Origin of the sequence: Pseudoalteromonas sp. CNAT2-18.1 (genome assembly GCF_022347865.1) — a bacterium.
GTDB lineage: Bacteria > Pseudomonadota > Gammaproteobacteria > Enterobacterales > Alteromonadaceae > Pseudoalteromonas > Pseudoalteromonas ruthenica.
Genome location: NZ_JAKRFR010000006.1, coordinates 53,181 through 77,065, shown reverse-complemented (window position 1 = coordinate 77,065; position 23,885 = coordinate 53,181). Strand labels below are relative to the sequence as shown.

General features: G+C 48.1%; 21 protein-coding genes and 2 tRNA genes. 12 read left to right on the top strand and 11 right to left on the bottom strand.

Annotated features, from left to right (window positions below; all coding sequences use genetic code 11):
• Positions 1–39 precede the first annotated feature (39 nt).
• The gene (locus MHM94_RS14065) at positions 40–411 is read left to right on the top strand and encodes a response regulator (protein ID WP_022944034.1); all 372 of its coding nucleotides are present in this window, start codon (positions 40–42) and stop codon (positions 409–411) included.
• Between the two features lie 133 nt (positions 412–544).
• Positions 545–844 (top strand): PilZ domain-containing protein, encoded by a 300-nt coding sequence (locus MHM94_RS14060; protein ID WP_022944035.1) that lies wholly within the window; start codon positions 545–547, stop codon positions 842–844.
• 9 nt (positions 845–853) lie between these two features.
• Here the strand turns inward: MHM94_RS14060 and MHM94_RS14055 are convergent, their stop codons facing one another.
• Positions 854–2,044 (bottom strand): class I SAM-dependent methyltransferase, encoded by a 1,191-nt coding sequence (locus MHM94_RS14055; protein WP_235419659.1) that lies wholly within the window; start codon positions 2,042–2,044, stop codon positions 854–856.
• 162 nt (positions 2,045–2,206) lie between these two features.
• On the opposite strand from MHM94_RS14055, the gene MHM94_RS14050 reads away from it, so the two are divergent.
• Both MHM94_RS14050 and MHM94_RS14045 read left to right on the top strand, forming a co-directional pair.
• Positions 2,207–2,890, top strand: a complete 684-nt coding sequence (locus MHM94_RS14050) for an HD domain-containing protein (protein WP_053911592.1) — start codon at positions 2,207–2,209, stop codon at positions 2,888–2,890.
• On the top strand, positions 2,883–3,281 hold the full coding sequence (locus tag MHM94_RS14045) for a VOC family protein (RefSeq protein WP_235419658.1): 399 nt from the start codon (positions 2,883–2,885) through the stop codon (positions 3,279–3,281). The genes MHM94_RS14050 and MHM94_RS14045 overlap by 8 nt, the downstream gene beginning before the upstream one ends.
• Here MHM94_RS14045 and MHM94_RS14040 read toward each other — a convergent pair.
• Positions 3,278–4,264 (bottom strand): HD domain-containing phosphohydrolase, encoded by a 987-nt coding sequence (locus MHM94_RS14040; RefSeq protein ID WP_151172943.1) that lies wholly within the window; start codon positions 4,262–4,264, stop codon positions 3,278–3,280. The two genes, MHM94_RS14045 and MHM94_RS14040, sit on opposite strands and share 4 nt — an antisense overlap.
• Complete coding sequence (locus MHM94_RS14035) at positions 4,257–7,580, bottom strand: MHYT domain-containing protein (RefSeq protein ID WP_235419657.1); 3,324 nt, start codon at positions 7,578–7,580, stop codon at positions 4,257–4,259. Before MHM94_RS14035 ends, MHM94_RS14040 begins: the two co-directional genes overlap by 8 nt.
• Before the next feature lie 286 nt (positions 7,581–7,866).
• On the opposite strand from MHM94_RS14035, the gene MHM94_RS14030 reads away from it, so the two are divergent.
• A complete protein-coding gene (locus MHM94_RS14030; protein ID WP_235419656.1) occupies positions 7,867–8,544 on the top strand; it encodes a YgjP-like metallopeptidase domain-containing protein in 678 nt (225 codons plus the stop codon).
• A gap of 5 nt (positions 8,545–8,549) precedes the next feature.
• Here MHM94_RS14030 and MHM94_RS14025 read toward each other — a convergent pair.
• Together MHM94_RS14025 and MHM94_RS14020 are read right to left on the bottom strand one after the other, a co-directional pair.
• Positions 8,550–8,634: transfer RNA gene (locus tag MHM94_RS14025), tRNA-Tyr, on the bottom strand.
• A 24-nt stretch (positions 8,635–8,658) separates the two neighbouring features.
• A tRNA-Tyr gene (locus MHM94_RS14020) sits at positions 8,659–8,743 on the bottom strand.
• Positions 8,744–8,855: 112 nt separating this feature from the next.
• Between MHM94_RS14020 and MHM94_RS14015 the strand changes: the two genes are divergently transcribed.
• Positions 8,856–9,365, top strand: a complete 510-nt coding sequence (locus tag MHM94_RS14015) for a VC2046/SO_2500 family protein (RefSeq protein WP_235419655.1) — start codon at positions 8,856–8,858, stop codon at positions 9,363–9,365.
• Positions 9,366–9,493: 128 nt separating this feature from the next.
• Here the strand turns inward: MHM94_RS14015 and MHM94_RS14010 are convergent, their stop codons facing one another.
• Together MHM94_RS14010 and MHM94_RS14005 are read right to left on the bottom strand one after the other, a co-directional pair.
• On the bottom strand, positions 9,494–9,862 hold the full coding sequence (locus tag MHM94_RS14010; protein WP_235419654.1) for a YchJ family metal-binding protein: 369 nt from the start codon (positions 9,860–9,862) through the stop codon (positions 9,494–9,496).
• A gap of 125 nt (positions 9,863–9,987) precedes the next feature.
• Complete coding sequence (locus MHM94_RS14005; protein ID WP_026110985.1) at positions 9,988–10,437, bottom strand: SulA-like leucine-rich domain-containing protein; 450 nt, start codon at positions 10,435–10,437, stop codon at positions 9,988–9,990.
• A 257-nt stretch (positions 10,438–10,694) separates the two neighbouring features.
• Here MHM94_RS14005 and MHM94_RS14000 point away from each other — a divergent pair, with 257 nt between their 5' ends.
• Positions 10,695–11,987, top strand: coding sequence for an NCS2 family permease (locus tag MHM94_RS14000; RefSeq protein ID WP_138548919.1), 1,293 nt, complete (start codon positions 10,695–10,697; stop codon positions 11,985–11,987).
• Positions 11,988–12,343: 356 nt separating this feature from the next.
• On the opposite strand, the gene MHM94_RS13995 is transcribed toward MHM94_RS14000, so the two are convergent.
• Positions 12,344–13,108, bottom strand: coding sequence for a hypothetical protein (locus MHM94_RS13995; RefSeq protein ID WP_022944047.1), 765 nt, complete (start codon positions 13,106–13,108; stop codon positions 12,344–12,346).
• A gap of 331 nt (positions 13,109–13,439) precedes the next feature.
• Here MHM94_RS13995 and cysB point away from each other — a divergent pair, with 331 nt between their 5' ends.
• A complete protein-coding gene (gene cysB, locus MHM94_RS13990) occupies positions 13,440–14,417 on the top strand; it encodes an HTH-type transcriptional regulator CysB (RefSeq protein ID WP_022944048.1) in 978 nt (325 codons plus the stop codon).
• Positions 14,418–14,472: 55 nt separating this feature from the next.
• Here cysB and MHM94_RS13985 read toward each other — a convergent pair whose 3' ends face one another.
• The 3 genes from MHM94_RS13985 to pabB form a co-directional block, all read right to left on the bottom strand.
• Positions 14,473–15,849 carry an L-serine ammonia-lyase gene (locus MHM94_RS13985; protein WP_022944049.1) on the bottom strand — a complete coding sequence of 459 codons (1,377 nt, stop codon included), beginning with the start codon at positions 15,847–15,849 and terminating at the stop codon, positions 14,473–14,475.
• A gap of 81 nt (positions 15,850–15,930) precedes the next feature.
• On the bottom strand, positions 15,931–16,524 hold the full coding sequence (locus MHM94_RS13980) for a CoA pyrophosphatase (protein ID WP_052698093.1): 594 nt from the start codon (positions 16,522–16,524) through the stop codon (positions 15,931–15,933).
• Complete coding sequence (gene pabB / locus MHM94_RS13975) at positions 16,521–17,870, bottom strand: aminodeoxychorismate synthase component I (protein WP_235419653.1); 1,350 nt, start codon at positions 17,868–17,870, stop codon at positions 16,521–16,523. Before pabB ends, MHM94_RS13980 begins: the two co-directional genes overlap by 4 nt.
• Positions 17,871–18,024: 154 nt before the next feature.
• Between pabB and MHM94_RS13970 the strand changes: the two genes are divergently transcribed.
• The 4 genes from MHM94_RS13970 (at position 18,025) to MHM94_RS13955 (ending at position 23,816) form a co-directional block, all read left to right on the top strand.
• Positions 18,025–19,551, top strand: a complete 1,527-nt coding sequence (locus MHM94_RS13970) for a fumarate hydratase (RefSeq protein ID WP_022945861.1) — start codon at positions 18,025–18,027, stop codon at positions 19,549–19,551.
• A gap of 55 nt (positions 19,552–19,606) precedes the next feature.
• The gene (locus MHM94_RS13965) at positions 19,607–21,670 is read left to right on the top strand and encodes a S9 family peptidase (RefSeq protein ID WP_235419652.1); all 2,064 of its coding nucleotides are present in this window, start codon (positions 19,607–19,609) and stop codon (positions 21,668–21,670) included.
• A 365-nt stretch (positions 21,671–22,035) separates the two neighbouring features.
• On the top strand, positions 22,036–23,076 hold the full coding sequence (locus MHM94_RS13960) for a Glu/Leu/Phe/Val dehydrogenase (RefSeq protein WP_045978088.1): 1,041 nt from the start codon (positions 22,036–22,038) through the stop codon (positions 23,074–23,076).
• A gap of 86 nt (positions 23,077–23,162) precedes the next feature.
• On the top strand, positions 23,163–23,816 hold the full coding sequence (locus tag MHM94_RS13955) for a CatA-like O-acetyltransferase (RefSeq protein WP_235419651.1): 654 nt from the start codon (positions 23,163–23,165) through the stop codon (positions 23,814–23,816).
• Positions 23,817–23,885: the final 69 nt, after the last annotated feature.

The following is a 23,885-nucleotide window of genomic DNA, read 5'->3' as shown; positions in this document are numbered from 1 at the left end:
GAGTGATTCAGGTGCTCGCCGACAAGGATAGGGAATAAGTTGAATAATCACGGCAAAGCTAAGCTATTAGTAGTCGATGACGAATATTTTAATTTTACACTGTATGCTCAAGCACTTGGTCAACAGTACCAATTGCAGTATGTTGATTCGGGCAAGCAGTGCCTGAACGAGGCCATCAATCAGCACCCGGACGCCATCATGCTCGATGTGTGTATGCCGGGGCTTGATGGCTTCGACACCTGTCGTATGTTAAAAAACACCCCAGAAACGCAAGATATTCCGGTGTTGATGATCTCCGGACTCGAATCCCCCCATGCCAAGCAACAAGGGTACGCCGCTGGCTGCGATGCCTACTTCGTAAAACCCCTATCTTTCAATGAGTTATTGGATAGCTTGCAAACCCTTATTTAATCCGAGTATGCTGCCTATAGCAACACATGTTTCGCCCGTTTAGATGGGCTTTGTGGTGCGACCCCAACTGCGGCATGCGTAGGTAGTGATAGGCCTGCGATCGGCTGCTGTAAAGCACAAAAGGAGAACAACAATGCTTTATGATGACGATAAGCGCGGCTTTATGCGTATGATGGTGAATGCTCAAGCAAAGCTTGAGGTATCACACAATGATAAATATTTGCAGTTAACGGCAACCTGCCGCGACTTGAGCGCCACTGGTATGCAGTTACTGGTTGATGAACCCATCGACCCGGGCGCCACGGTAAAAGTGGATATCAACTCACCCGATGGGTCGGTGCCGCCACTTAAAGCGCTGACCCAGGTCGTGCGTTGTACGCAAGACGACCAGGGACAGTACTGCATTGGCGTGGAAATGCTCGATATTAATTAAGATAAAGCGTTAATACACTTTGCAGATCAGCCCCTTGAGGTAAAAGCCTTCAGGGTAAGCGCCTCCGATAGGGTGATCGGCGGCCTGATTTAAGCGCTCGACAATGAGTAGTTCTCTATTGGCGTCTAGGGCAGCATCGGCGACCACTTTTTGAAATAAGTTTTGCTCCATGAGTCCTGAACACGAAAATGTCAGTAAAGTGCCGCCTGGCTTAAGCAGCTGCATCGCCAACATATTGATATCCTTATAGCCTCGGCATGCGCCGTTGAGCTGCGCCTTAGAGTCGGCAAACTTGGGTGGATCCATGACGATGGTATCAAAGGTGCGTCCTTCGCTGCGGTATTCACGAAGTAGCTTAAATACGTCTTGTTTGACAAACTCAGCGCGTCCTAAGTCTAAGTCATTGTGCTGTACATTGCGTTTGGCAATATCGAGGGCTTGCTGTGATACATCGACATTGATCACCTTAGAGCAGCCACCGCGCAAGGCATATAAACCAAACGTGCCGGTGTAACAAAAGCAATTTAATACTTCCTTGTCTTTGGAGAAGCGCTCTAGGGCGGCGCGGCTGTCTCGTTGGTCGAGATAAAAGCCGGTTTTATGGCCTTGCAGAATATCTACCTCGCAGGTGAGGCCATTTTCTTTTATCAACACCGGGTGCTCTGGCGCCGTACCAGATAGCACGCCGGTTGTTGGCGCTAATCCTTCTTTTTTACGCACCTCGACATCTGAGCGTTCGTAAACATGACAAGAAGGGAACAGTTCCATTAACGCGGCGACTATCTCACCTTTGTGACGCTCTGCACCGGCACTTAACAACTGACAGACTAAGTAGTTATCAAATTTATCTATTGTTACTCCAGGAAGGCCGTCAGATTCACCGGCACATAGGCGGAAACCGGTTAACTGGCCTTCGTCAATAGTGTGCTGGCGGGCATCAAGGGCCCGAGCTAAACGGCGGTAGAAGAACGCCTGGTCGATAGATTCTTTCTCGTCAAAGCTCCATACCCGAGCGCGAATTTGTGACTGTGGGCTATAAGCGGCCGTAGCCAAGTATGTTCCCTGACTGTCGTAAACGGTGACCGTGTCACCTAGGCCGAGGTTGCCTTTGGTTTTCTTAATTGCTTTTGAAAAGATCCACGGGTGTTTACGTTTCAGTGATTTTTCGCGTCCTGCTTGAAGATAAATCGCACCGGCCATTGAGCCTCCTAATAATTCCTAGAGTGAGTATGTTGAAGCTGCTGTGCACTGAGGCAGTTGAATACCCACCGCAAGGCATGTTGACACGCTAGGTCGTTGGTTTGAGAGGCGCTATTCTAGGCATCTTAAGGCGCTTTCTCAAATTAATTTTGCCAATAGCCGATGAGTGATTTATTGTCATCACATAAACTCTTAATAATGAATACTATGCAAGAAATCGAACAACAATGTCGCGATTTTATTCTCAGTTGCGGTAGCGCCGACTCAGCTCATGACATTACGCATATTGAACGCGTTGTGCAGGTGGCGAAAACTTTGTGTGAACAGGAGCATGCCAAGATTGAAGTGGTGCTGCCTGCGGCGTGGCTGCACGATTGTGTTGCGGTGGCGAAAAACCATCCGGACAGAGCGAAGGCATCGACCATGGCAGCCGACAAGGCGTTAAGCTTTTTGCACAGTATCCATTATGACAGTCGCTATTTCGATGCTATTCACCATGCTATTGTCGCCCATAGCTTTAGTGCCAATGTCACACCCACCACTTTAGAGGCGCAAATAGTACAAGATGCCGACCGTATGGATGCCCTTGGCGCAGTGGGAGTGAGTCGCTGCATGAAAGTAGGCGGGGCGATTTGTCGTGGCTTATATCACCCCCAGGATCCGTTTTGTAAGAACCGCCAAGCTGATGACAGTAAATACACCCTTGATCACTTTTTTGTGAAGTTATTGCACATAGGTCAGAGCATGAACACGGCCAGTGCTCGATATGAAGCACATAAGCGCACGCAGTACATGCACGATTTCTTACGCCAACTCGGCGAAGAGATAGGTATTGCCTATGAGTAACCCACCGTTATTGCGTGGCGTACACCATTGCCATATACAAGTGCATGATATTGAGGTTGCATTGGCGTTTTATCGTCAAGTAATGGGTTTTGATATCGTCCCCGAGCTGGCTTTTTGGTTTGAAGAGCAACACGATGGACCGCTTATGCTGCAAGATCAGGCAAAGTCGATTTGCTTGGCTTTATTCGTTGGTGATAAAAAAAGCAACGGCATCGCGTTTCGTTGCGATGCGTTAGCCTTTGTGCACTGGCAACAGCACCTGCACGATTGCGATATCAAGGTCACGCGAGCCGATCATCAGGTATCTTGGTCATTGTACTTTCGTGATCCCAGCGGCAATGTCCATGAAATTACCTGTTATGAATATGAGGCCGTTGCTGAGCTGCTCTAGCTTGGATACTGTGCTTTAACAGCAAGAATATCGTCCAAACAAGCCATAAAAATATCCACCAGTTCGGGGTCAAAGTGCTTGCCTTTCTCTTCTTGAAGTAACTGCACGGCTTTGTCGATTGGCCAAGGTTCTTTGTATGGCCGCTTCGAAGTTAGTGCATCGAATACATCGGCAATGGCACATATACGGCCCTCTATGGAGATCTCTTCGCCTTGTAAGCCATTTGGGTAGCCGTTGCCATCAAAGCGCTCATGGTGCTCAAGAGCAAGTCGATGGGCAAGTTGGATTAATGCAGAGCTTGAACCTGCCAAGATATCCGCACCAATGCTGGCATGAGTTTGCATTTGCCGGTATTCGTCTTGATCCAAGCGCCCGGGTTTAAGAAGGATATTATCGGGGATACCGATTTTGCCAATGTCATGCATTGGCGCCGCAAGCAGCAACGACTCGGCATGGGCCTCATTAAAGCCATAAGCGCGCGCGATGATGTGGCAATAACGACTCATACGAATTATGTGTTGTCCGGTTTCATTGTCTTTGTACTCGGCTGCATGACTCAGCCTTTGGATCAATTCAAGTTGCGCGGCTTTGAGTAAGTCAGCTTGCACTAAAGACAAATGATTTTTAACCCGCGCTTTGACGATTGCTGGGCTGATTGGCTTAGTAATGTAATCAACCGCGCCTTTGGCAAAGCCTTGCGTTTCATCTACTTCGTCTTGCATGGCGGTCACAAAAATAACCGGAATAGCCTGCGTACTTGGCCGTTGCTTTAACAGTTCACATACTTCAAAGCCAGACATATCTGGCATCATAACATCAAGTAAAATGAGCGCGGGTTGCTTGCTATGAGCTAATTCCAAAGCTTGAGGCCCTGATTTTGCAAATATAAGGCGATAGTCGTTTCCTAATACTTGATTTAAAACCTTAAGGTTCGTCGGCTCATCATCTACAGCTAGGAGAGTCGGCTTTTGTGTCTCAATCATGTTGCACACTCTGCAGTTGCTCAAGTAATTGCTCAATAGCGGCCTTAGCCGCCGCAAATTCGAATTCGTTAATGAGATTTGCGATATCCATTACTTGTTTATGCCATTGTTGTGGCGTTGCCGCAATAAGTTGTTCACTGTGTTCACTATCATATTCAAAGTTATCGCATAACTGCGCAACCTCCCGCAATAATTGCTTAAAGTCCTCATCGCTATGGTGATTACTCACGGCTTTGCTAGGCGTGTCAGTGTGGTTTTGCAGATATTGATAGAGCTCATCAATACAGCTGAATAAGGCAAACCGATGAGGGTCTTGAACCTGCTTTTGTCGTTCAATCGACTTTAATGTATCGGCTAATTTGGGCAGGGCTAGATTACCGGCTAATCCTTTTAATGTATGCACGTCAACAAGCTGTTCGGCGCTGAGCTGATTATACTTACTCAGTGTTCGCAGCTGCTCATTGCGCTGCCTATAGAAGTGCTTTAGTTCCTTGAGGTAATGCGCTTTTGAACCCCACAGCTCCGCTCCTTGGGCTTCATTGACCAGCTGTTGGCTGTCGTGGGCAGTGGCGTTAGTTTGTGCGAATACATGTGCAGCCAAATCGATATCGAGAACGCGGGCTATTTCCGTTAGTAAATCGCTCAGCACCACAGGTTTGCTGGCAAAGCCGTCCATTCCAGCGGCTTTAGCCGCTTCACGGTCACTGCCCATGACACTGGCCGTTAAAGCAATAACGGGCGTTGTAGCAACCTCGTTGTGCTGCTCATATTGACGCAATTGTCGGGTTGCTTGGAGACCATCACACTTGGGCATATGAATATCCATCAACACAATGTCATAATTATTACTTGTGGCCAGTTGCACTGCTTGCTCGCCGTCATCAGCTGCCTCTACTTGATGACCGAGTTTAGTTAGGCGTAGTTGCAGTAGCTCGCGGTTTTGCGGTACATCATCAGCCACCAGTATTCGCAATTTAGGCATTTCGCTAAGTGGGGTCAATGAGCTCTGCTCATTAACGTGCTCGCCCGCCACCTGTTTTAGGGGCAGGGTAAAGAAAAATGTACTGCCTTGGCCCAAGGTGCTGGTGACGCCTATATCCCCGCCCATAAGTTGTACGAGCTGGCGGCTAATGGTAGTGCCTAGACCGGTGCCGCCAAAACGCCGCGTGGTACTGTCGTCTGCTTGCTCGAAGGGGTTGAAAATAGCACTCACCCGCTCGGGGGCGATACCAATGCCAGTATCAACCACCTCAAAATAGACACCTTGATTATCGCCGCGAACATTGATGGTGACACTGCCTTGCTCGGTAAATTTTACTGCGTTGCCGATTAAGTTGACTAATACTTGACGTAAGCGCTGCGGATCGCCGCGATAGTGCTCACCGAGGTTACTATCCATATTCAGGGCGACCGAGAGCTGTTTATGTTCAGCGCTGTGATAGAAGCTGGAGACCACAGAGTCGACGAGAGCCAGCAAATTAAAGGGCACTGACTCAATACTCACTTTACCTTGCTCAAGCTTGGCCGAGTCTAAAATATCATTGAGTAAATGCAATAAAGAACGTGCAGATTGCAATACGTTGGTGAGTTGCTGACGCTGTTGTTTATTCAATGGGCTATCTAGCAGCACTTCAGAGAAGCCAATGATGGAGTTCATGGGCGTGCGTATTTCATGACTCATATTGGCTAAAAAGGCTTGCTTTGTCTCCGCCGCAGCTTCGGCTTTCTCTTTCGCTTTTACAAGCGCTTGCTCCATTTGTTGGCGCTCACTGATATCGACCAATACGCCTGCAATGAAAAGCTCTTCTCCTTCGGTATGCTCAAATGTTCCCTTATCAATCACCCATTTACGGCTGCCATCGCGACACTGTATTTGGTATTCAAAAGAGTAGTGTTTTTTTCCTTGTGCAAGTGCGCTGTATATTTGCTCGCGCACATAGTCGCTATGCTGCGCAGAGATAAGCATGTCAAAGTTAACACTGCCGTCGATAAACTGCTGGTCATCATAGCCGGTTAATTGTTTCACGATGGGGCTAATGTAGAGCATGCTCCAATGCTTATCTAAACGGCAGCGAAAAGCCACGCCGGGCATATTAGTTAACAAAGTGCGATAATGACGCTCTTGTTGGGCAAGCTGATTTTGCATCGCCTTTTGTGCGCTCAAGTCAGTAATAAAACCTACAAACATGCGCTTTTGTCCGGGAATAGCGACTTCACCAACCCCCAAACGAATGGGGATCAGCGCGCCATTTTTATGTTCGGCGTTGACCTCACGTCCGGAACCAATAATGTTTTTAATGCCGGTACTTTGGTAGGCACTTAAGTAATTATCATGTTGGTTAGCGATTTCTTGTGGCATCAGCATTTTTACGTTTTCGCCAATCACTTCATCGCGATGATACCCGAGTATACGTTCGGCTCCGGCGTTGAAGCTCAGTACTTGGCCTTTCGCGCTAATGGTAATAATGCCATCGACGGCGGTATTGAGGACCGCTTCAAGGCGTGATTGAGTGATAAGTTGTTGCTGAAGGGCCAAGCGATAGCGCATCACACTGTGCAATAAAGCAATGAGACCACTGAGCAAGAGGCTTACAATAGCGATACTCAGAGCGAGATCGGTTACATGGCTATTATCGGTGAGCTCACTGTACACCGGGGATTGGGCCACAAATCGTGCCGCTTGCATCCCGGTATAATGCATGCCAGAGACTGCGCAGCCCATAACAATGGCGCTGAGAATACGATAACCGGTTTGCCCTAAAGTGCTGCGCCCTGTGGGTTGTAAATATAAATGAGCGGCCAGGCCGAGCCATGCGAGAATAACCGCCACTAATACAGAGACAACAAACCAAAGTGGGTCATAGCCTAGCATCGGCCCTAGGCGCATCGCGGCCATGCCCGTGTAATGCATAATCCCTATGCCGGCGCCCAACAGCAGGGCACTGAGCGCAAGCTTGGCTCGAGATGGATTGTTCGTACTGAGTAAATGGAACCCTAAGGCAGTGGCTAAAAAGACAGGGATGAATGATACCACCGTCACTGTGAAATCATAGTCGACGCTGACGCATAGGCTAAATGCCAGCATTCCGATAAAGTGCATGCTCCACACGCCAGCGGCAAAAGCGGCGGCACTTGCTGGCAGTGCCATGCGATAAAATGGGGTGTGGCGTTGTTGTTGAGCAAATTCCCTTAATTGCAGCGCAAAGAAAGATGCAAAAATAGCAACAGTGACCGAAAGTAACACTAAGGCCCAATCATAGCTGCCATTAACCAGCAATTCGGGAGCAGGGTCGGTGATAAAAAATTGAGAAAGCATAAAGTACTTCGATACTCCAACAACGGATGCCAAGTGGCAATCACAGCCTAGCACAGTGAAAAACCACGTGTCGCGCACAAAATTGAAAGCGCCCTGTATCTTACAATGACACTGATTGTTCTATCAGCGCAGCGTCGGCTGAGTTTAGTTATTTATGAGTGCGCTGCAAGCTTACCCAAGGGCGTAATTACGGTATCATATTAGTAGCGGTGCAAAGGGTGTACTTAATGTTAGCACATTGTTTGGCAAACCCTTTTAGTTCAAGTAATTACAACAAAGGTTTAATATGAGTAGGCAATATGATGTGCACTACAGCCGTCGACGAACGCTCGCTTTGGTGGTCAAAAATCAGCAAGTGAGTGTGAAAGCGCCTTATGAGGCATGTCGTGATTTCATTGCAGACTTCGTTGAGAGCAAACAGGCGTGGATAAACAAACAATTACATAAGCAATCTGATATTGAAGCGGCAAGGTATAACCCTTGGCTACATCGTCGCATTATGTTTTTCGGTGAATTACGTGCAATAGAGGTAAGCGAGAGCCCACTTGAGCAGACAGATAACCAATCGATAAACATCGTAATCAGTAAGCGAGTGAAGCATCGCCAGCGCTATTTTAATCAACAGCTATTGGCACTGATGCACGATGAATTATCTGATCACTTATCGGCCCGCATAATGCGGTGGCAAAAGGTGATGAATATCGCCGCTAACGGCATTAGTGTTAAAGTGTACAAGCGTCGTTGGGGCAGTTGCGATTCGCGCGGTGAGTTATGTTTTAATACCTTGTTGGCAGGAGCTCCGCATTGGGTTATTGACTATGTCATTGTTCACGAGCTGGCGCACCGTGTACATATGGATCACAGCCATCAATTTTGGGCACTGGTTAATGGCTACTACGAGCATACCGACCAAGCGCGATTATGGCTTAAAGAGAATGCACATCTGTTGGATTTTGTACGATAGAAAAGTGGTGGAGGGAGCTGGATTCGAACCAGCGAAGGCAATGCCGTCAGATTTACAGTCTGATCCCTTTGGCCGCTCGGGAACCCCTCCAATAGAATGATGTGTGTTGTTAAGTGGTGGAGGGAGCTGGATTCGAACCAGCGAAGGCAATGCCGTCAGATTTACAGTCTGATCCCTTTGGCCGCTCGGGAACCCCTCCTAAACAACGGCGGCGATAATAGCAAACTCAGAGTCCAAGTAAAGAAAAAAACTAAAGAAAGCTGAAAAAAGGCCGATAACTGCTTAGAAGTAATTCAGGTTGAATAAAGTTTATGCAAGTTAAGCCCGTCATTCGTAACGAACTACAAATGGACTCGCAATTATGTCGCAGTGTCCATGAGGCCCGTCGTGGAGACTTTGCTTGGCTGTTAGCATCATTATCAGCAGATGCACTCGATTTTGCCCAGTTTCACCTTCCCAAATCGGAACTAGAATCTCACCAAGTGGATGAGCAGCAGTTGCGATTGCAGTTGGGCGCTGCGCCTTCTAAACCAACGGCATTACCGGATTACCACATAGATAGAGCTCAGCATGACAGGGCATTATTGGCGCAAAGCTCAATGACAACTCTGCGCTTAAAAGAGTGTCTAACCCCCGAGCCTTTGGCAGTGCGAGACGACAAAACTTATGTTCCACTACCTATAATTGATAATTGCGATCCGAGCGTACAGGCAAAACATCATCGCCAATATGAGCCACTGAACGAGCCGCAAATGGATAGTGCAGCCTTTTACGATCAACTTGTGGATATAAATAAGTCCTCGTCTTTAGCACACGCGTAGTGGCCTGCGTATAATAGCGTTTGGCCAGTCAGAGCGCGCTAATCAGGATGCAATAGCAGGTGCGAGCCAAGGGGTTCTTGTACTAATTAAGCGAATACCTAAAGCTGTCACCGGGCGGCGGCATCACATCAAGGCATACAGCACTTTTTGAATTTATTGCCACTTAAGCATGGGCAGGGATCGTTGCGTTTAAGCTTTACATCAGCGGCTTCAAACAACTGCCCGCTGTCGTATTTCCACTGGTGGTGCTGTTGAATGAACTGTGAGCGTTCATGAATACAGTGAAGGGTATCGGCAATGATGTAAAAAGCCTTAAATTCAACATAGGCCAAAGCATCGCCAGGCTCATAATCCATTATGTGTAAGCGTACAAAATGCGCAGCTTGGGCAAATTCAGCCACTTCCTCTCTGGGGTTTTGTTCTAGGGCTTTCTCTGAGCAGGTAAAACATAAGTAATCAATAGCTTGTTCACAAAATGCACTATAACGAGAGCGCATCAGGCTCTGGGCGTCGGGGGCATCAATAGCTCTACTTACAAACCGGCCGCAGCAATCAGCAAAAGGCTGCGGCAATCCACAATGGCACATCGCATTTTCTAACTACAAGGAATCACGCCACTATATTAGCAGACTTGTAACTGCGAGGGCACAGTTGTTTGTTCGCTGGCGTTATGCTCGGTAGTGAAACAGTAAAGCTGTGCTTTAGCTTGGTGGGTATTAAGTTGTAAGGCTTCGAGTTGTTGCTGTTTTAAAATATCCGTCCAGGTGATCACCGCCGCAAAACGGCCATTTTGCAGCGCACAATTAAGCATGTATTCCATATCAACAACATGTTTAGCCCGAATTACCAGCAATTTATTCGTGTCGATAGAGCACGCGTCCAATAGGTGGCGGCTAGGTACATTGTCAGGGGCGACTAATAGCGTCCAGCCATTATTTTGATTGTAACGATGAACGATTTTAAGCATCTCAAATGTTGCAGAGATCTCATCCTCAGTTTTTACGATATTAATCACATTAGGGTTATCTTGCTGATAGCTTTTAACATGACGAACACTTGCTGTATGTAACATAATTGCCTCGCTGTGGATTTTGTGAACCATATACAGTGTTTTATACAGTGTATGTATACAGTAGTTTATACAGTTATTCAGTGCAAGTTTTTTTTGTTTCTTTTTTAAACGTCTTGTTCGTTGCTTTAAACGCTTAGCGATACCGAAGAAGCTAAAGCTTTATTTCAGTGCCAACATTGCTGTGTAAACATGCGGTCATTTGTCCGCATTTATGCTAGTATCCGCCGCTTCTATTTTACGTATCACTGTTTACTCCTATGTTCGAAAGACTGTTCAAAATAAAATCGCATGGAAGCTCCGTTAAACGCGAGGTTATCGCAGGACTCACGACCTTTATCACCATGGTGTACATCGTGTTTGTCAACCCAGCAATGCTAGCAGAGGCGGGAATGGACCAAGGGGCAGCATTTGTAGCGACCTGTATTGCTGCTGCTATCGGTTGCTTCATTATGGGTTTTTGGGCGAATTATCCGTTGGCATTAGCGCCAGGCATGGGCTTGAATGCATTTTTTACCTACGGCGTAGTATTAGGCATGGGTTACACCTGGCAGGCGGCTTTAGCGGCGGTATTTATGTCGGGGTGTATCTTTTTAGCGTTGAGCCTATTTAAGGTCAGAGAGTGGATAATCAATGCCATTCCACTGGTACTTAAGCGCGCTATCGCCACGGGGATTGGCGCTTTTCTGGCGCTTATTGCACTGAAAAACGCGGGTATTGTTGTTGCCAGTCCAGCCACGCTCGTACAGATGGGTGATATTACCAGCAGTGGGCCTTTGCTCGCTATCCTGAGCTTTTTCGTAATAGCGGCGCTGTTGTATCGTGATATCAAAAGCGGCGTATTGATCAGTATCATGTTGGTAACAGGCATTGCGTTATCTCTGGGGCTGGTTGAATATCAAGGGGTGATCTCAGCGCCACCGTCCATCGCTCCTACCTTTATGCAATTAGATTTTGCCTCGGCGCTAGAGTTGTCCATGCTCAGTGTCATTTTCGCATTCTTGTTTGTGGATTTGTTCGACACCTCAGGCACCTTAGTGGCGGTAACGCAAAAAGCTGGCTTAGCCGATGAGCAAGGGCGTATGCCACGTTTGGGTCGAGCACTGAGTGCCGATAGTACGGCGACAATTGCAGGCTCTATGCTTGGCACCTCTACGACTACTTCCTACATCGAGTCGGTATCCGGTGTGTCAGTGGGTGGGCGTACAGGCTTAACAGCTGTGGTGGTGGGCTGTTGCTTCCTACTGATGATGTTTTTTGCTCCTTTGGCAGCCATGGTTCCAGCTTATGCAACAGCGGGTGCGATTTTGTATGTCTCGGTGCTCATGCTGCAAAACCTTAAGCTGGTTGATTGGGATGATATGACAGATGCGATTCCAGTTGCCGTGGTGCTGTTGATGACGCCGTTAACTTTTTCCATTGCCCACGGCATTGCCCTTGGCTTTATCGCCTATACGGCGGTGAAATTAGTGTGTAATAAGGGGGCGGAGATTAGCTTGAGTGTGTGGATTCTAACAGTACTATTTTTGCTTAAGTTCATGTTTTTATCTTAGTAAGCAAGGTCATATATAACAGCTAAAAAGGCACAGCTATGACGCTGTGCCTTTATTTTTTGTATGAGCCAACGAGCTTCAAAAAACCAGCCTCTATTGTCAATTGTCGCTCCTTGACGTCGCACTTCGTAGTTGTACTTCAGCACACTCAGATCATGGCTAGCCCTGCGTACCGGCGCAGCATTATGGAGAGTTTGGTTTGGGTGTTCGCACACACAGCTGGATGGTATGTATGGCTCAATGATTGAAGGTAGTGGGCAGATTTTACGTAAGGTATTTACCCTGCATGGCCCGGTACAGGCAGCAGATAGGCGATGTTTGATATCGGCCTATCTGTTATAGCTTGATTTACGCTGTTACCACTTTTTCTTTGGCGCGAATAACACATCCAAATCGTCTTTTTCTTCCTCTTCACGTTTTTTACGGGCGGAGGCGTTAGAGGCTTTCAACTCAGAGCTGATCTCGTTGAGATAATCCTCAAGCTGATTTTTCTTATTCGTGACATAGTCGTCGCTGTAATTCAGGGCGGTAATCGTGGCATACGCCTTTTCGAAATACTGCCGTGCCGAGCCAACCATATTGGCGTTTCTTGCAGCCACGCCGCGCTTAATTTGGCTTTCAATATTTATCTTTAATTGCAGGCGCTCAAAGGTTTTGTCCTCTTGCATAAACACAGGGGTATCGATTTTGCCCTTGCTGTGTTCAGAGCGCATGATGGTACGCAGCTTCTTTATTCCCTGTATCAATGAAATAAGCTGTTTGTCATGATCGGGAAGAACAAAGTTCTCGCCCATATTGGCGCTCTCATCAACGCCACTGGTTAAGCGAGTTTTTGCATCATTAAGCCGAGATTTAAGCTCTTTCGAGGAGGGTGACAACTCAACCATGGCGGCAAGCGCATCGTGAATTCGACGATAAAGAATCATCATCACATTATTAGATAACGGGATATTGACACTGTTGACCAGCACTTCTTCCGTCTCTTCTATTATTTTTTTCTGCTTTGCGAGCTCTTGGCGGCGCTGAGCTTCTTGCTTTTCTTTATGCTGTTGCACTGCACTTACCCAAACCGCAATAACGATAAGCGCGACAATTAACATAATAATGATAGAGACTATCATACCCCGATTCTCTTACTCATTGAGTTGCCCAATTACCACCCATCTTAACCGAAAGAACCTAGGTTGGGGTAGTAATACACGTTAAATTCATGAAATAACATTAAATAAAATAAGAGTATAGGAGAACATCGCAGCCTTGAACATAAATCAACAGTACCGAGACATAATTAAATGTGCTAGCCTAGCTAATCGCAATAGCTAAAATGTATAAGAAGATGGGCTCAAGGTGTTGATTTGCCTTCCCATTCACCAGGAAGATTAGGGTCTAGGCCACTGCGTATAACGCCTGGTGCAATCGCAAGTAAAATAATAATAGAAAGTAACAACGACCATGAAACTACAGCAGCTAAAGTATATTGTTGAGGTGCTTAATCACAACCTCAATGTATCCGCCACAGCGGAGAGTCTTTATACTTCGCAGCCCGGTATCTCCAAACAAGTACGTATGTTGGAAGACGAATTAGGGGTGCAAATTTTTGGACGCAGTGGCAAGCACCTGACGCACGTAACCAGTGCCGGTAAAGACATTATCAATATTGCTCGTGAGATTCTCTCCAAAGTCGAGGGAATTAAGGCTGTAGCCAATGAGCATACCTTGCCAGACCAAGGTAAACTTAATATTGCCACCACCCACACTCAAGCGCGTTATGCTTTGCCGGAAGTCATTCAAGGCTTTATGAAAAAGTACCCGGCGGTTTCATTGCATATGCATCAAGGTACGCCGCAGCAAATCTCTGATGCAGCGGCACGTGGAGATGCTGATTTTGCTATTGCAACAGAAGCCTTACACTTGTATTCCGACTTAGTGATGTTGCCTTGCTATCACTGGAATCGCAGTATTGTGGTGGCGAAAACTCACCCGCTGGCGCAAAAAGCCGATAACCTTAGTATTGCTGATGTTGCTGAGTTTCCGCTGATCACTTATGTGTTTGGCTTTACGGGTCGCTCAGAACTAGACAAAGCGTTCAATGCTCAGGGGTTAGAGCCCCATATAGTCTTCACCGCCACTGATGCGGACGTTATAAAAACCTATGTACGTTTAGGTTTGGGCGTCGGGGTGGTCGCCTCGATGGCTGTTGATGAAATCACCGATAAAGATTTAGTGTGCATTGATGCCAGCCACTTATTTGAGGCAAGCACGACCAAAATCGGCTTCCGTAAAGGAACGTTTTTGCGTGGCTACATGTATGACTTCATTGAGCGTTTCGCGCCGCACTTGACCAAAGATCGGGTTGAAAAAGCCTGCTTATTACGTAATCAAGATGACGTCGATGCGATGTTTGAAAGCATTGAGTTGCCAGTGCGCTAAGTGATCAGTGTCATGATATGAAAAAGGCGCCTGTTGGCGCCTTTCTTTTGTGCGATTAACACTCAATGATGTTTACCGCCAGACCGCCTCGAGCGGTTTCTTTGTATTTGGTTTTCATATCATTGCCGGTGTCCCACATGGTTTTAATCACTTTATCCAAGGAGACCTTTTGCTCACCGCTGCCGCGCATGGCTAGGCGTGAGGCATTAATGGCTTTAATCGCACCCATGGCGTTGCGCTCTATGCAAGGCACTTGCACAAGGCCGCCCACAGGATCGCAGGTGAGACCGAGGTTATGCTCCATGCCGATTTCAGCGGCATTTTCTACATGCACTACGTTACCGCCCATGATTTCCGTTAAGGCGCCCGCAGCCATCGAACAGGCCACGCCCACTTCGCCCTGACAACCCACTTCGGCCCCGGAGATAGAAGCATTCTTTTTATACAAGATGCCAATTGCTGCTGCGGTCAGCAGGTAGCGCGTGGCGATATCGCGATCCACCTCTTTGATAAAGGTATGGTAATACATGAGTACTGCCGGCAGGATACCTGCGGCGCCGTTGGTGGGGGCAGTGACTACTCGACCCCCAGCGGCGTTTTCTTCGTTCACGGCAAGAGCGAATAGGTCAACCCAATCCATTGCTCTCAGTGGGTCGTTATTGTTCTCAACATTTAACTTTAAATATAAGCTGGGTGCGCGACGGCGAACTTTTAGGCCACCGGGAAGAATGCCTTCGGTGCGCATACCGCGTTCAGTACAGGCTTTCATCACCTGCCAAATATGAAATAACTCATCTTTGATATCAGCTTCGTCGCGCAAGGTCTTCTCATTGGCCATCATTAGGCTTGAGACGCTCAGGCCGGATTCCTTACAAAGCTCTAGCAGTTGCTGTGCGTTATCGAACGGGTAGGGGGCAGGGTTTTGCTCACGGATATCCAGCGCAGCCTGCTTTTCCTTATCAAAGTCCTCGTCGCTGACGATAAAGCCGCCACCAATAGAGTAGTACACTTGCGAGGCAATGCGCTCATCACCCTTAAAGGCAATAATCTCCATGGCATTAGAGTGCTTGGGCAAGGTCTTGCGGCGATGAAATACAATCGCCCCTTGCTTTGGAAACTTAGCCTGGTGGGTTTTATTGAGATAAATAACCTGCTCTTGCTCGATTTTAGCCAAAATATCGGGCACGGCGTCGGCATCGACCGTCTCTGGGTCGTACCCGGCCAGCCCTAAAATAACAGCTTTACCTGAGCCATGGCCAACACCGGTTTGACCCAAGGAACCAAACAGCTCTACTTTTACCTCGGTAACATCCTCAAGTGTGCCTTGCTCTTGCAGGGTTTGCACAAACAACCGAGATGCGCGCATTGGGCCTACGGTATGGGACGACGACGGCCCAATGCCAATGCTAAACATATCGAATGCACTGATCATAAAATCTATACTCACATTGCCTTTGAACGGGCGCCCATCATAACGTTAAACACCAGGGATGTAATCCTCTGTACACTAATTTTAGCTGATCGGACCAAGGCGCTTCGTAAAGCGCTCAATAATTCGCTCGGTTGCTCCCCACAGCAGACCATAAGGGGTTTTAAAAACGCGAAAGTGGAGGTTTTTTTGTTGCCGCTCGACCCGCAGAGACTGCCAGTTTTGGGTTGCCAATAGTTCAGCCAGAGGCACAAAAAATGCGGCTTCGACCTCATTTTGATCAATTTGCCAACGGGCACCGGCGCGCAGCTGTGCTAGATACGGCGTAATACTCATATCATTGAGGGTGCTCACCTCATCGAGACGGCCGATGATGGTGACATCTTTGCTGTCTATATTTAGCTCCTCGTGTAGCTCTCTAAGGGCGGTGTGAGCAAGCGTCTTATCTTCGCGCTCTTGCTTTCCCCCTGGAAAGCATAGTTGGCTGGGATGATGGCGCAGGTGGGCGCCGCGTTTACACAGCAACACTTGTGCTCCGTGCTCAGACTCTGAGAGCAGCATAACCACAGCGCTACGGCGCTTTGGGTGGGTTGGAACAAAGCTGGAGGGCGCGGCACTGAGATTAAACCGCGCAATAACCTGAGCGCATGAGAGCGCCGCATGGGGTGATTTTATCACGTCAATACCGGTAAGATTTTATTTACCTTATCGTAAGTCTCTTGGTACTCAGAGGCAACATCTGAGTCGGCAACAATGCCACCACCGGCCCAGCAATGTAGGGTGTTGTCTTTGGCCACTAAGGTACGAATGGTGATACTGGTGTCCATATCACCGCAGGCGCTAATGTAGCCAATTGAACCACAATAGGCACTGCGCCGATGTGGTTCGAGCTCTTCAATGATTTCCATCGCCCGGATTTTCGGGGCACCGGTGATAGAGCCGCCCGGGAATGCGGCCTTCAGTTGGTCGAGCGCCGTTTTACCCTCAGCCAATTGCGACTGCACGGTACTGACTAAATGATGGACAGCGGGGAAGCTCTCTATGGCAAAAAGTGAGGGCACATGCACCGAGCCCGGTTTCGCAACCTTGCCGAGGTCATTACGCAGTAAATCGACAATCATGACGTTCTCGGCGCGGTCTTTGGGGGAGCTCGCCAACTGCGCTGCCAAGGCTTCATCTTTTTTAGGGTCACTGCTGCGCGGCAGTGTGCCTTTAATCGGTTTGCTTTCGACCTGATTGTGGTGCACTTCGATAAAGCGCTCTGGCGAAATAGATAAAATGCAGCCTTGCGGCAAGCGCATAAAAGCAGAAAAGGGGGCGCTGTTATGGCTGCGTAAACGGCGATAGGCTTGCCATTCACAGCCCTGATATGTGGCACTGAAGCGCTGTGCCAGGTTGATCTGATAGCAGTCGCCGCTGCGCAAGTAGTCCTGAATCTTTGCAAATTTATCGGCATATTGCGCTTGGCTCATATTGGAGGCCCAGTCACTGGTTAAGGCAAATTTACCTGCGTTTGCGGCGGCGGGTGGCTGCAGGTAACGCTGTAAACGGGCTTCGACATCCACCGTTGGCTGGGCAATATAATACCATTGGCTGGCCGCTTTATCGTAAATTAAAGCATCAAGATAAAGGCCCAGTTGCATCTGCGCCAAGGCAATGTCGTCCGCCGCTAAGCTGGGTAGGCGCTCTAGGGTGCGTCCTAAATCATAGCCAAAGTAGCCAAGCCAGCCGCCACTAAAAGGCAGGTCATGCGCCGGGGATTGCGTGCACAGGCCAGCTAGACGTTGCTGCATATAGGCGAACACGTCCTGATGCAGCTCAAGGCCATCTAGGTATACCTTGTTGTGCTCGACGCTGAGCGTCGCTTCAGGCTCAATCACTAAGATATCGAAGCGGCTATTGACGTGCGCTGCACTAGCAGAGTCAAGAAAAACCGCTCCTTGGAGATGATGTAATTGGGCAAACACCTCACACGGCGAGGATGAAAGCGCCAATTTACGGCAATGTAATTGCGAATTTGTCATTATCTTCAACTCGAAGAACTAGCCCGAAACGGGCAGGGAGGTTATCATAAGTTACACTTTATCAGAAGACGCGGTCTAACCGTGCACACGTCACCGAGTCGTCGCACCGACTTATGTATTAACTGAAGGTGTGACCCAGTAGGAAGGATTAATCATGAGCACTATTCGCCAGCAAGATTTTATCGACAGCATTGCCGATGCGCTGCAGTATATTTCTTTTTATCACCCGCTAGACTTTGTTCAAGCTTTAGAAAAAGCCTATAACAAAGAGCAAAGCAAGGCGGCCAAAGACGCCATTGCGCAGATCCTTATTAATTCTCGTATGTCTGCCGAGGGCAAACGCCCACTGTGCCAAGATACCGGCATTGTTACTTGTTTTGTTAAAGTTGGTATGGATGTGCGGTGGGATCAAACCGACATGACGGTGCAGCAAATGGTGGATGAGGGAACTCGTCGTGCCTACACCAATCCAGATAACCCGTTACGTGCATCGATAGTTGCCGACCCTGCTGGCAGTCGAAAAAATACCAAAGATAACACCCCGTCCGTGGTGCACATTGATATGGTGCCAGGCAATGAAGTGGAAGTGATGATTGCGGCCAAAGGCGGCGGCTCTGAGAACAAAACCAAGATGGTGATGTTGAACCCTTCCGATGATGTTGCCGAGTGGGTAGAAAAAACCTTACCAACAATGGGCGCTGGTTGGTGTCCACCGGGTATGTTAGGCATTGGTATTGGCGGCACTGCGGAAAAAGCAGCGGTATTGGCCAAAGAGTCGTTGATGGACCCTGTGGATATTCATGAGCTGATCGAACGAGGGGCTGAAACGACCGAAGAGAAAATGCGCTTGGAGATTTTTGAGCGTGCTAACAAGCTCGGTATTGGTGCCCAGGGGCTTGGTGGTTTAACCACCGTCGTAGACGTAAAGGTGAAAACCGCGCCCACTCATGCGGCGTCAAAGCCTGTGGTGATGATCCCCAACTGCGCGGCAACTCGTCATGTGCACTTTACTCTTGATGGCTCGGGTCCCGCCGATTTACAGCCGCCGAAACTAGAAGACTGGCCAGAAGTGACCTGGGAAGTGGGCGAAGACACCCGTCGCGTTAATCTTGATACCCTTAACAAGGATGATATCCAAGACTGGAAGATGGGTGAAACCGTGCTGCTTAGCGGTAAAATTCTGACCGGTCGTGATGCGGCCCACAAGCGTTTGCAAGGAATGATTGAAAGCGGTGAAGGCTTGCCTGAGGGTGTTGACTTTACCAATAAATTTATTTACTACGTGGGCCCTGTGGATGCGGTGGGCGATGAAGTAGTCGGCCCCGCAGGACCCACTACCTCGACCCGTATGGATAAATTCACCGACGTGATGCTAGAGAAAACCGGCCTTATTGGCATGATTGGTAAGGCTGAACGCGGTCCAGCTACAGTTGCCTCAATAAAAGACAACAAGGCGGTATACTTAATGGCTGTTGGCGGCGCCGCTTACCTGGTCGCCAAAGCGATTAAAAAGGCCCGCGTGGTGGCGTTTGAGGACTTAGGTATGGAAGCTATCTACGAATTTGAAGTGGAAGATATGCCGGTCACTGTGGCCGTGGACAGCGAAGGAGCAAATGCTCACACCCAAGGTCCAGCAATTTGGAAAGCAAAAATTGAAGAATTGGATGGTGCGTTGAAGTAATGCATCGGTTCGGTTAAGAAGGGCGCCTTGGCGCTCTTTTTTATGGAGTGAAACAATGACAACAATAAATTCTATCCTCAGTGTGATGTTGCTTGGCGGCTCAGCGCTGAGCGCCCAGGCTGAAGTACTCAGCGTTGAAAAACTAACTCAGCTCAATAAAGTGCACAGTGTGGCGGTATCCAGTGATGGAAGGCAGCTCGTTTACGGTGTAAAAACGCCCGAGGGCAGCGATTTATATCTGCAGCCCTTATCAGCAATGAGTAGCAGTTATACTGGCTCGGCCAATTTAGCGAAAGCGACACGGTTAACCTATGACAGCAGCAGTGAAACAGCGGTACGCTTTTCTAGCGATGGCCAAGCTATCTACTTTTTATCATCCCGCTCGGGCTCCAATCAGCTGTGGCGGCTGCGCCTTAGCGGCGGAGAAGCGCGCCCCGTTACCGACTTACCCGTGGATATCGAGGGTTACACCTTAAGTTCTGACAACCAATCCGTGGTACTGAGCTTAGATGTGTATCCCGATTGTGATACCTTAGCGTGCACTATCGAGCGCGATGCCAATCCACCGGCCCATAACGGCCAAGTCTATGACAGTTTAATGGTGCGGCATTGGGATCACTGGAATGACGATAAAGTACGTCATCTATTTAGTGCTAAACTTGCTGACAAAGTGATCACCGACGTTAAAGACATCACCCCACAGTGGCAAACTGATGTTCCTGCGAAGCCTTTTTCCGGCATGGAAGAAGTAGCAATTAGCCCTGATGGCACCAAGGTGGTTTTCAGCGCTAAGGTTAAAGCCCCGGATAATGCTTGGAGCACAAACTTCGATTTATTTGAAGTGGCTATCGAAGGCGGCTCTATTCGCAACCTCACCGAAGCAAACAAAGCTTGGGATGCAGCGCCGCAGTTCTCCGCTGACGGCCGTTACCTTGCCTATAAAGCGACGACAAAACCTGGCTTTGAATCAGACAAGTTCACTTTGCAGTTGCTAGATTTGCGCACTGGTGAGAACAAAGCACTGGCACCACAGTGGGATCGCAGTGTGAGCAGCTTCCAATTCGGTGCCAATGGCCGCGCCATTTATGCCACCGCCAAAGATTTAGGCCAGACCAGCTTATTTGAAATCAGCACCGGGTTTGGCGATATCCGTAGCGTGTTCAGCGATGGCTATGTCGGTGACGTGCAGGTCGTAGGCGAGCAAATCGTGTTTTCTCGCCATGCTCTGAATTCACCGAAAGAGCTCTATCGTATTAATCGCGATGGCAGCGGCTTAATGCAGTTAAGTGATGTCAATAAAGAAAAAATGGCTGATGTGACTTTAGGTGACGTAGAGCAATTTAGCTTCAGCGGTGCTAACGATGAACAAGTATACGGTTATCTTGTTAAGCCGGCCCAGTTCGATGCCAACAAGCGCTATCCACTGGCATTTTTAGTCCATGGGGGGCCGCAAGGCTCGTTCGGCAATATGTTCCACAGTCGTTGGAATGCTCAGCTTTGGGCGGCGCAAGGCTATGGCGTAGTGATGATCGATTTTCACGGCTCGGTGGGCTATGGCCAAGCGTTTACCAACTCTATTTCCCGCGATTGGGGAGGTAAGCCGCTGCAAGACCTACAAAAAGGTCTCGATTACGTGGGCGATAATTATGCCTGGTTAGACATTAACAACGGCTGTGCCCTCGGTGCCTCCTACGGCGGTTATATGATGAACTGGATTGCCGGAAATTGGCCTAAAGGCTTTAACTGTCTGGTTAATCATGCCGGCTTGTTTGATATGCCAAGCTTCCACCAAAGCACCGAAGAGTTGTGGTTCGCTGAGCATGAAATGGGCGGCCCGTTTTGGGCGAAAGACGGGGATTACAGTAAGTACAACCCGGCTAACTTCGTCGCCAATTGGCAAACACCGATGTTAGTGACTCAAGGCCTTAAAGACTACCGCGTACCATATGCGCAAAGTTTAGGGGCGTTTACCACCTTGCAACGCAAGGGCATCGACTCGCGGCTGGTGGTCTACCCTGAGGAAAATCATTGGATCCATAACCCTGATAATTTAATTCACTGGTATCAGCAAGTATTTGCGTGGATGGCAAAGTACACCCAGCCACAGAGCGAACAATAATAAGTTCTGCTCTGACCAGTTAAGGGCGTCGCCAGCGATTAGACTGGCAGCGCCCGTCCTCCTTGAAACTCGACATTCCCGCCCAGCGTATTAAAATATTTACATAGGTGTTGCCGTTAACGTAAACGTCAGATGGGCGTGGATAAAGGTGGTACATAGGGTGATTGGTTATAGTTTAAAGTTCGTTAATTTAACCATATTTTGAATTAAATATTCACTTACTGTTGTATGTGTGAATAGAAATTCAACCACAAAGGAAATGCGTGGTTTTATCATCTTATATAGTGGTAAGGCACAGCACTTAGTGATAGAGTCTGCGGCAATTTCAGCGCACCCAAGTAGGGTAACAAGTTCGGAGAATAACAGTGGCTGTTTTTAATCAAGTTGATTTCGATAACCACGAGCAAGTGGTTTTTTGTAGTGATAAAGAATCAGGCCTAAAGGCAATTATTGCCGTACACAACACTAACCTAGGCCCGGCTGTGGGCGGTTGCCGGTTGTGGAACTATGCCAGTGATGAAGAAGCCGTTACCGACGTACTACGTCTTTCCAAAGGCATGACTTACAAGAACGCTGTGGCGCGTTTGCCTTTCGGTGGCGGTAAATCTGTGATCATCGGCGATGCAAAAAGCATTAAATCAGAAGCACTATTTCGTGCTTTTGGTAAGCAACTAGAGCGTTTAGGCGGAAGCTACTATTCTGCTGAAGATGTCAACATCACCACCGGTGATGTCATGATGATGCACCAAGAAACAAACTATGTAATGGGCTTGGAAGGTAAAAGTGGTAATCCATCGCCGTTTACTGCTTTAGGTACTTTCTTAGGTATTAAAGCGGCTTTTCAACACAAGCACGGTCATCAAAACCTTGAAGGTGTGAAAGTGGCGGTACAGGGCCTAGGCGCTGTGGCCTACGACCTATGTAAACATTTGCATAACGCTGGTGCAGAGCTATTTGTGACCGATATTAACGAGCAGTCGGTAGCGCGTGTAGTCAATGACTTCAATGCCACAGCTGTGGGTATTGACGACATTTATGACCTGGATGTGGATGTATACGCACCTTGTGCGCTAGGAGCGACCATTAATGACAACACCATTCCGCGTATTAAGGCTACGATTATTGCCGGTTGTGCTAACAACCAGTTAGCGGAGCCTCGTCATGGTGAGATCATTCGTGAAAAAGGCATGCTCTATGCGCCAGACTACGTTATTAACGCCGGCGGCATCATCAACGTCTATTACGAAACCAAGCCACAAGGCTATAATGCTGACGATGCGACTAAGCACGTTGAAGGCATCTTTGATACTTTGCTGGAGATTTTCCAACGCTCGGAAAAAGAGCAGGTATCAACGCATGTTATCGCTGATAAACTGGCAGAAGAGATCATCGCTCAGGGTCTTTAGTACTCAGCGTTTAGGCGCATTTTATTGCTCCTAATATCAGATTAAGGCATGCTTTCGGGCATGCCTTTTTTGTTGTCGAGTAGATAATGCCTTATCCCGCCACGCAAGTGGACCTCCAGCAGTGGCCGCGTGCACAGCACTTTGCCTTTTTCAAAGATTTTCAGCAACCCTACTTCAATGTGTGTGTGCGCCTAGACGCACGGCTGTTATTTGCATACTGCCAAGCGCAGGCTTTGTCCTTTTTTAGTGCTTACATTTATTTGGTGCACAAAAGCGCGCAGCAATATTGGCCAATGGGGCTACGTATTGTTGATGATCAGCCCGTGCATTATCAGCAAGTGACGATGAGTGTGGTGCAACTGGCCGAGGATGACAGCTTTCGTTTTAGTTATCTCGATGACACGCCATGTTATACAACTTACGCCCAGCATATGCGCGAAGAAAAAGCCCGTGCTGCGTCTGAGCCTTTGTTTAGTGAGGCTTTCGCGCACACCGAAGGGCGCGCCGATGTGCTGCATGTATCGGTATTGCCGTGGTTACAATTTAGTAGTTTTTCTCACGCTACTTGTTTGGGTGCTACTCACGGTATTCCTAAAGTGGTGTTGGGGCAATATGATAAAGTTTCAGGTAGTATGCCTTTAGCCCTGGATGTGCATCATGCACTGATGGATGGTCTGCATAGTGCAAAATATATTCAAGTATTGCAGGAAATGATGCATAATCCTTCGGATTATTTGTGATTTAAATGTAAATATTTAAACATTAAATTTACATTTGTTCCCTTTATAGATCTATAGTGAGTATTCCCA

What these genes read in the sequence shown, in the direction of transcription:
- MHM94_RS14050 (WP_053911592.1), top strand. Translation starts at nt 2,207, where the DNA reads ATGAGTGATTTATTGTCATCACATAAACTCTTAATAATGAATACTATG.
- MHM94_RS14035 (WP_235419657.1), bottom strand. Translation starts at nt 7,580, where the DNA reads ATGCTTTCTCAATTTTTTATCACCGACCCTGCTCCCGAATTGCTGGTT.
- MHM94_RS14060 (WP_022944035.1), top strand. Translation starts at nt 545, where the DNA reads ATGCTTTATGATGACGATAAGCGCGGCTTTATGCGTATGATGGTGAAT.
- MHM94_RS13955 (WP_235419651.1), top strand. Translation starts at nt 23,163, where the DNA reads ATGCCTTATCCCGCCACGCAAGTGGACCTCCAGCAGTGGCCGCGTGCA.
- MHM94_RS13965 (WP_235419652.1), top strand. Translation starts at nt 19,607, where the DNA reads ATGACAACAATAAATTCTATCCTCAGTGTGATGTTGCTTGGCGGCTCA.
- cysB (WP_022944048.1), top strand. Translation starts at nt 13,440, where the DNA reads ATGAAACTACAGCAGCTAAAGTATATTGTTGAGGTGCTTAATCACAAC.
- MHM94_RS14055 (WP_235419659.1), bottom strand. Translation starts at nt 2,044, where the DNA reads ATGGCCGGTGCGATTTATCTTCAAGCAGGACGCGAAAAATCACTGAAA.
- MHM94_RS13970 (WP_022945861.1), top strand. Translation starts at nt 18,025, where the DNA reads ATGAGCACTATTCGCCAGCAAGATTTTATCGACAGCATTGCCGATGCG.
- MHM94_RS14045 (WP_235419658.1), top strand. Translation starts at nt 2,883, where the DNA reads ATGAGTAACCCACCGTTATTGCGTGGCGTACACCATTGCCATATACAA.
- MHM94_RS14015 (WP_235419655.1), top strand. Translation starts at nt 8,856, where the DNA reads ATGCAAGTTAAGCCCGTCATTCGTAACGAACTACAAATGGACTCGCAA.
- MHM94_RS13995 (WP_022944047.1), bottom strand. Translation starts at nt 13,108, where the DNA reads ATGATAGTCTCTATCATTATTATGTTAATTGTCGCGCTTATCGTTATT.
- MHM94_RS14000 (WP_138548919.1), top strand. Translation starts at nt 10,695, where the DNA reads ATGTTCGAAAGACTGTTCAAAATAAAATCGCATGGAAGCTCCGTTAAA.
- MHM94_RS14030 (WP_235419656.1), top strand. Translation starts at nt 7,867, where the DNA reads ATGAGTAGGCAATATGATGTGCACTACAGCCGTCGACGAACGCTCGCT.
- MHM94_RS14010 (WP_235419654.1), bottom strand. Translation starts at nt 9,862, where the DNA reads ATGCGCTCTCGTTATAGTGCATTTTGTGAACAAGCTATTGATTACTTA.
- pabB (WP_235419653.1), bottom strand. Translation starts at nt 17,870, where the DNA reads ATGACAAATTCGCAATTACATTGCCGTAAATTGGCGCTTTCATCCTCG.
- MHM94_RS14040 (WP_151172943.1), bottom strand. Translation starts at nt 4,264, where the DNA reads ATGATTGAGACACAAAAGCCGACTCTCCTAGCTGTAGATGATGAGCCG.
- MHM94_RS14005 (WP_026110985.1), bottom strand. Translation starts at nt 10,437, where the DNA reads ATGTTACATACAGCAAGTGTTCGTCATGTTAAAAGCTATCAGCAAGAT.
- MHM94_RS13985 (WP_022944049.1), bottom strand. Translation starts at nt 15,849, where the DNA reads ATGATCAGTGCATTCGATATGTTTAGCATTGGCATTGGGCCGTCGTCG.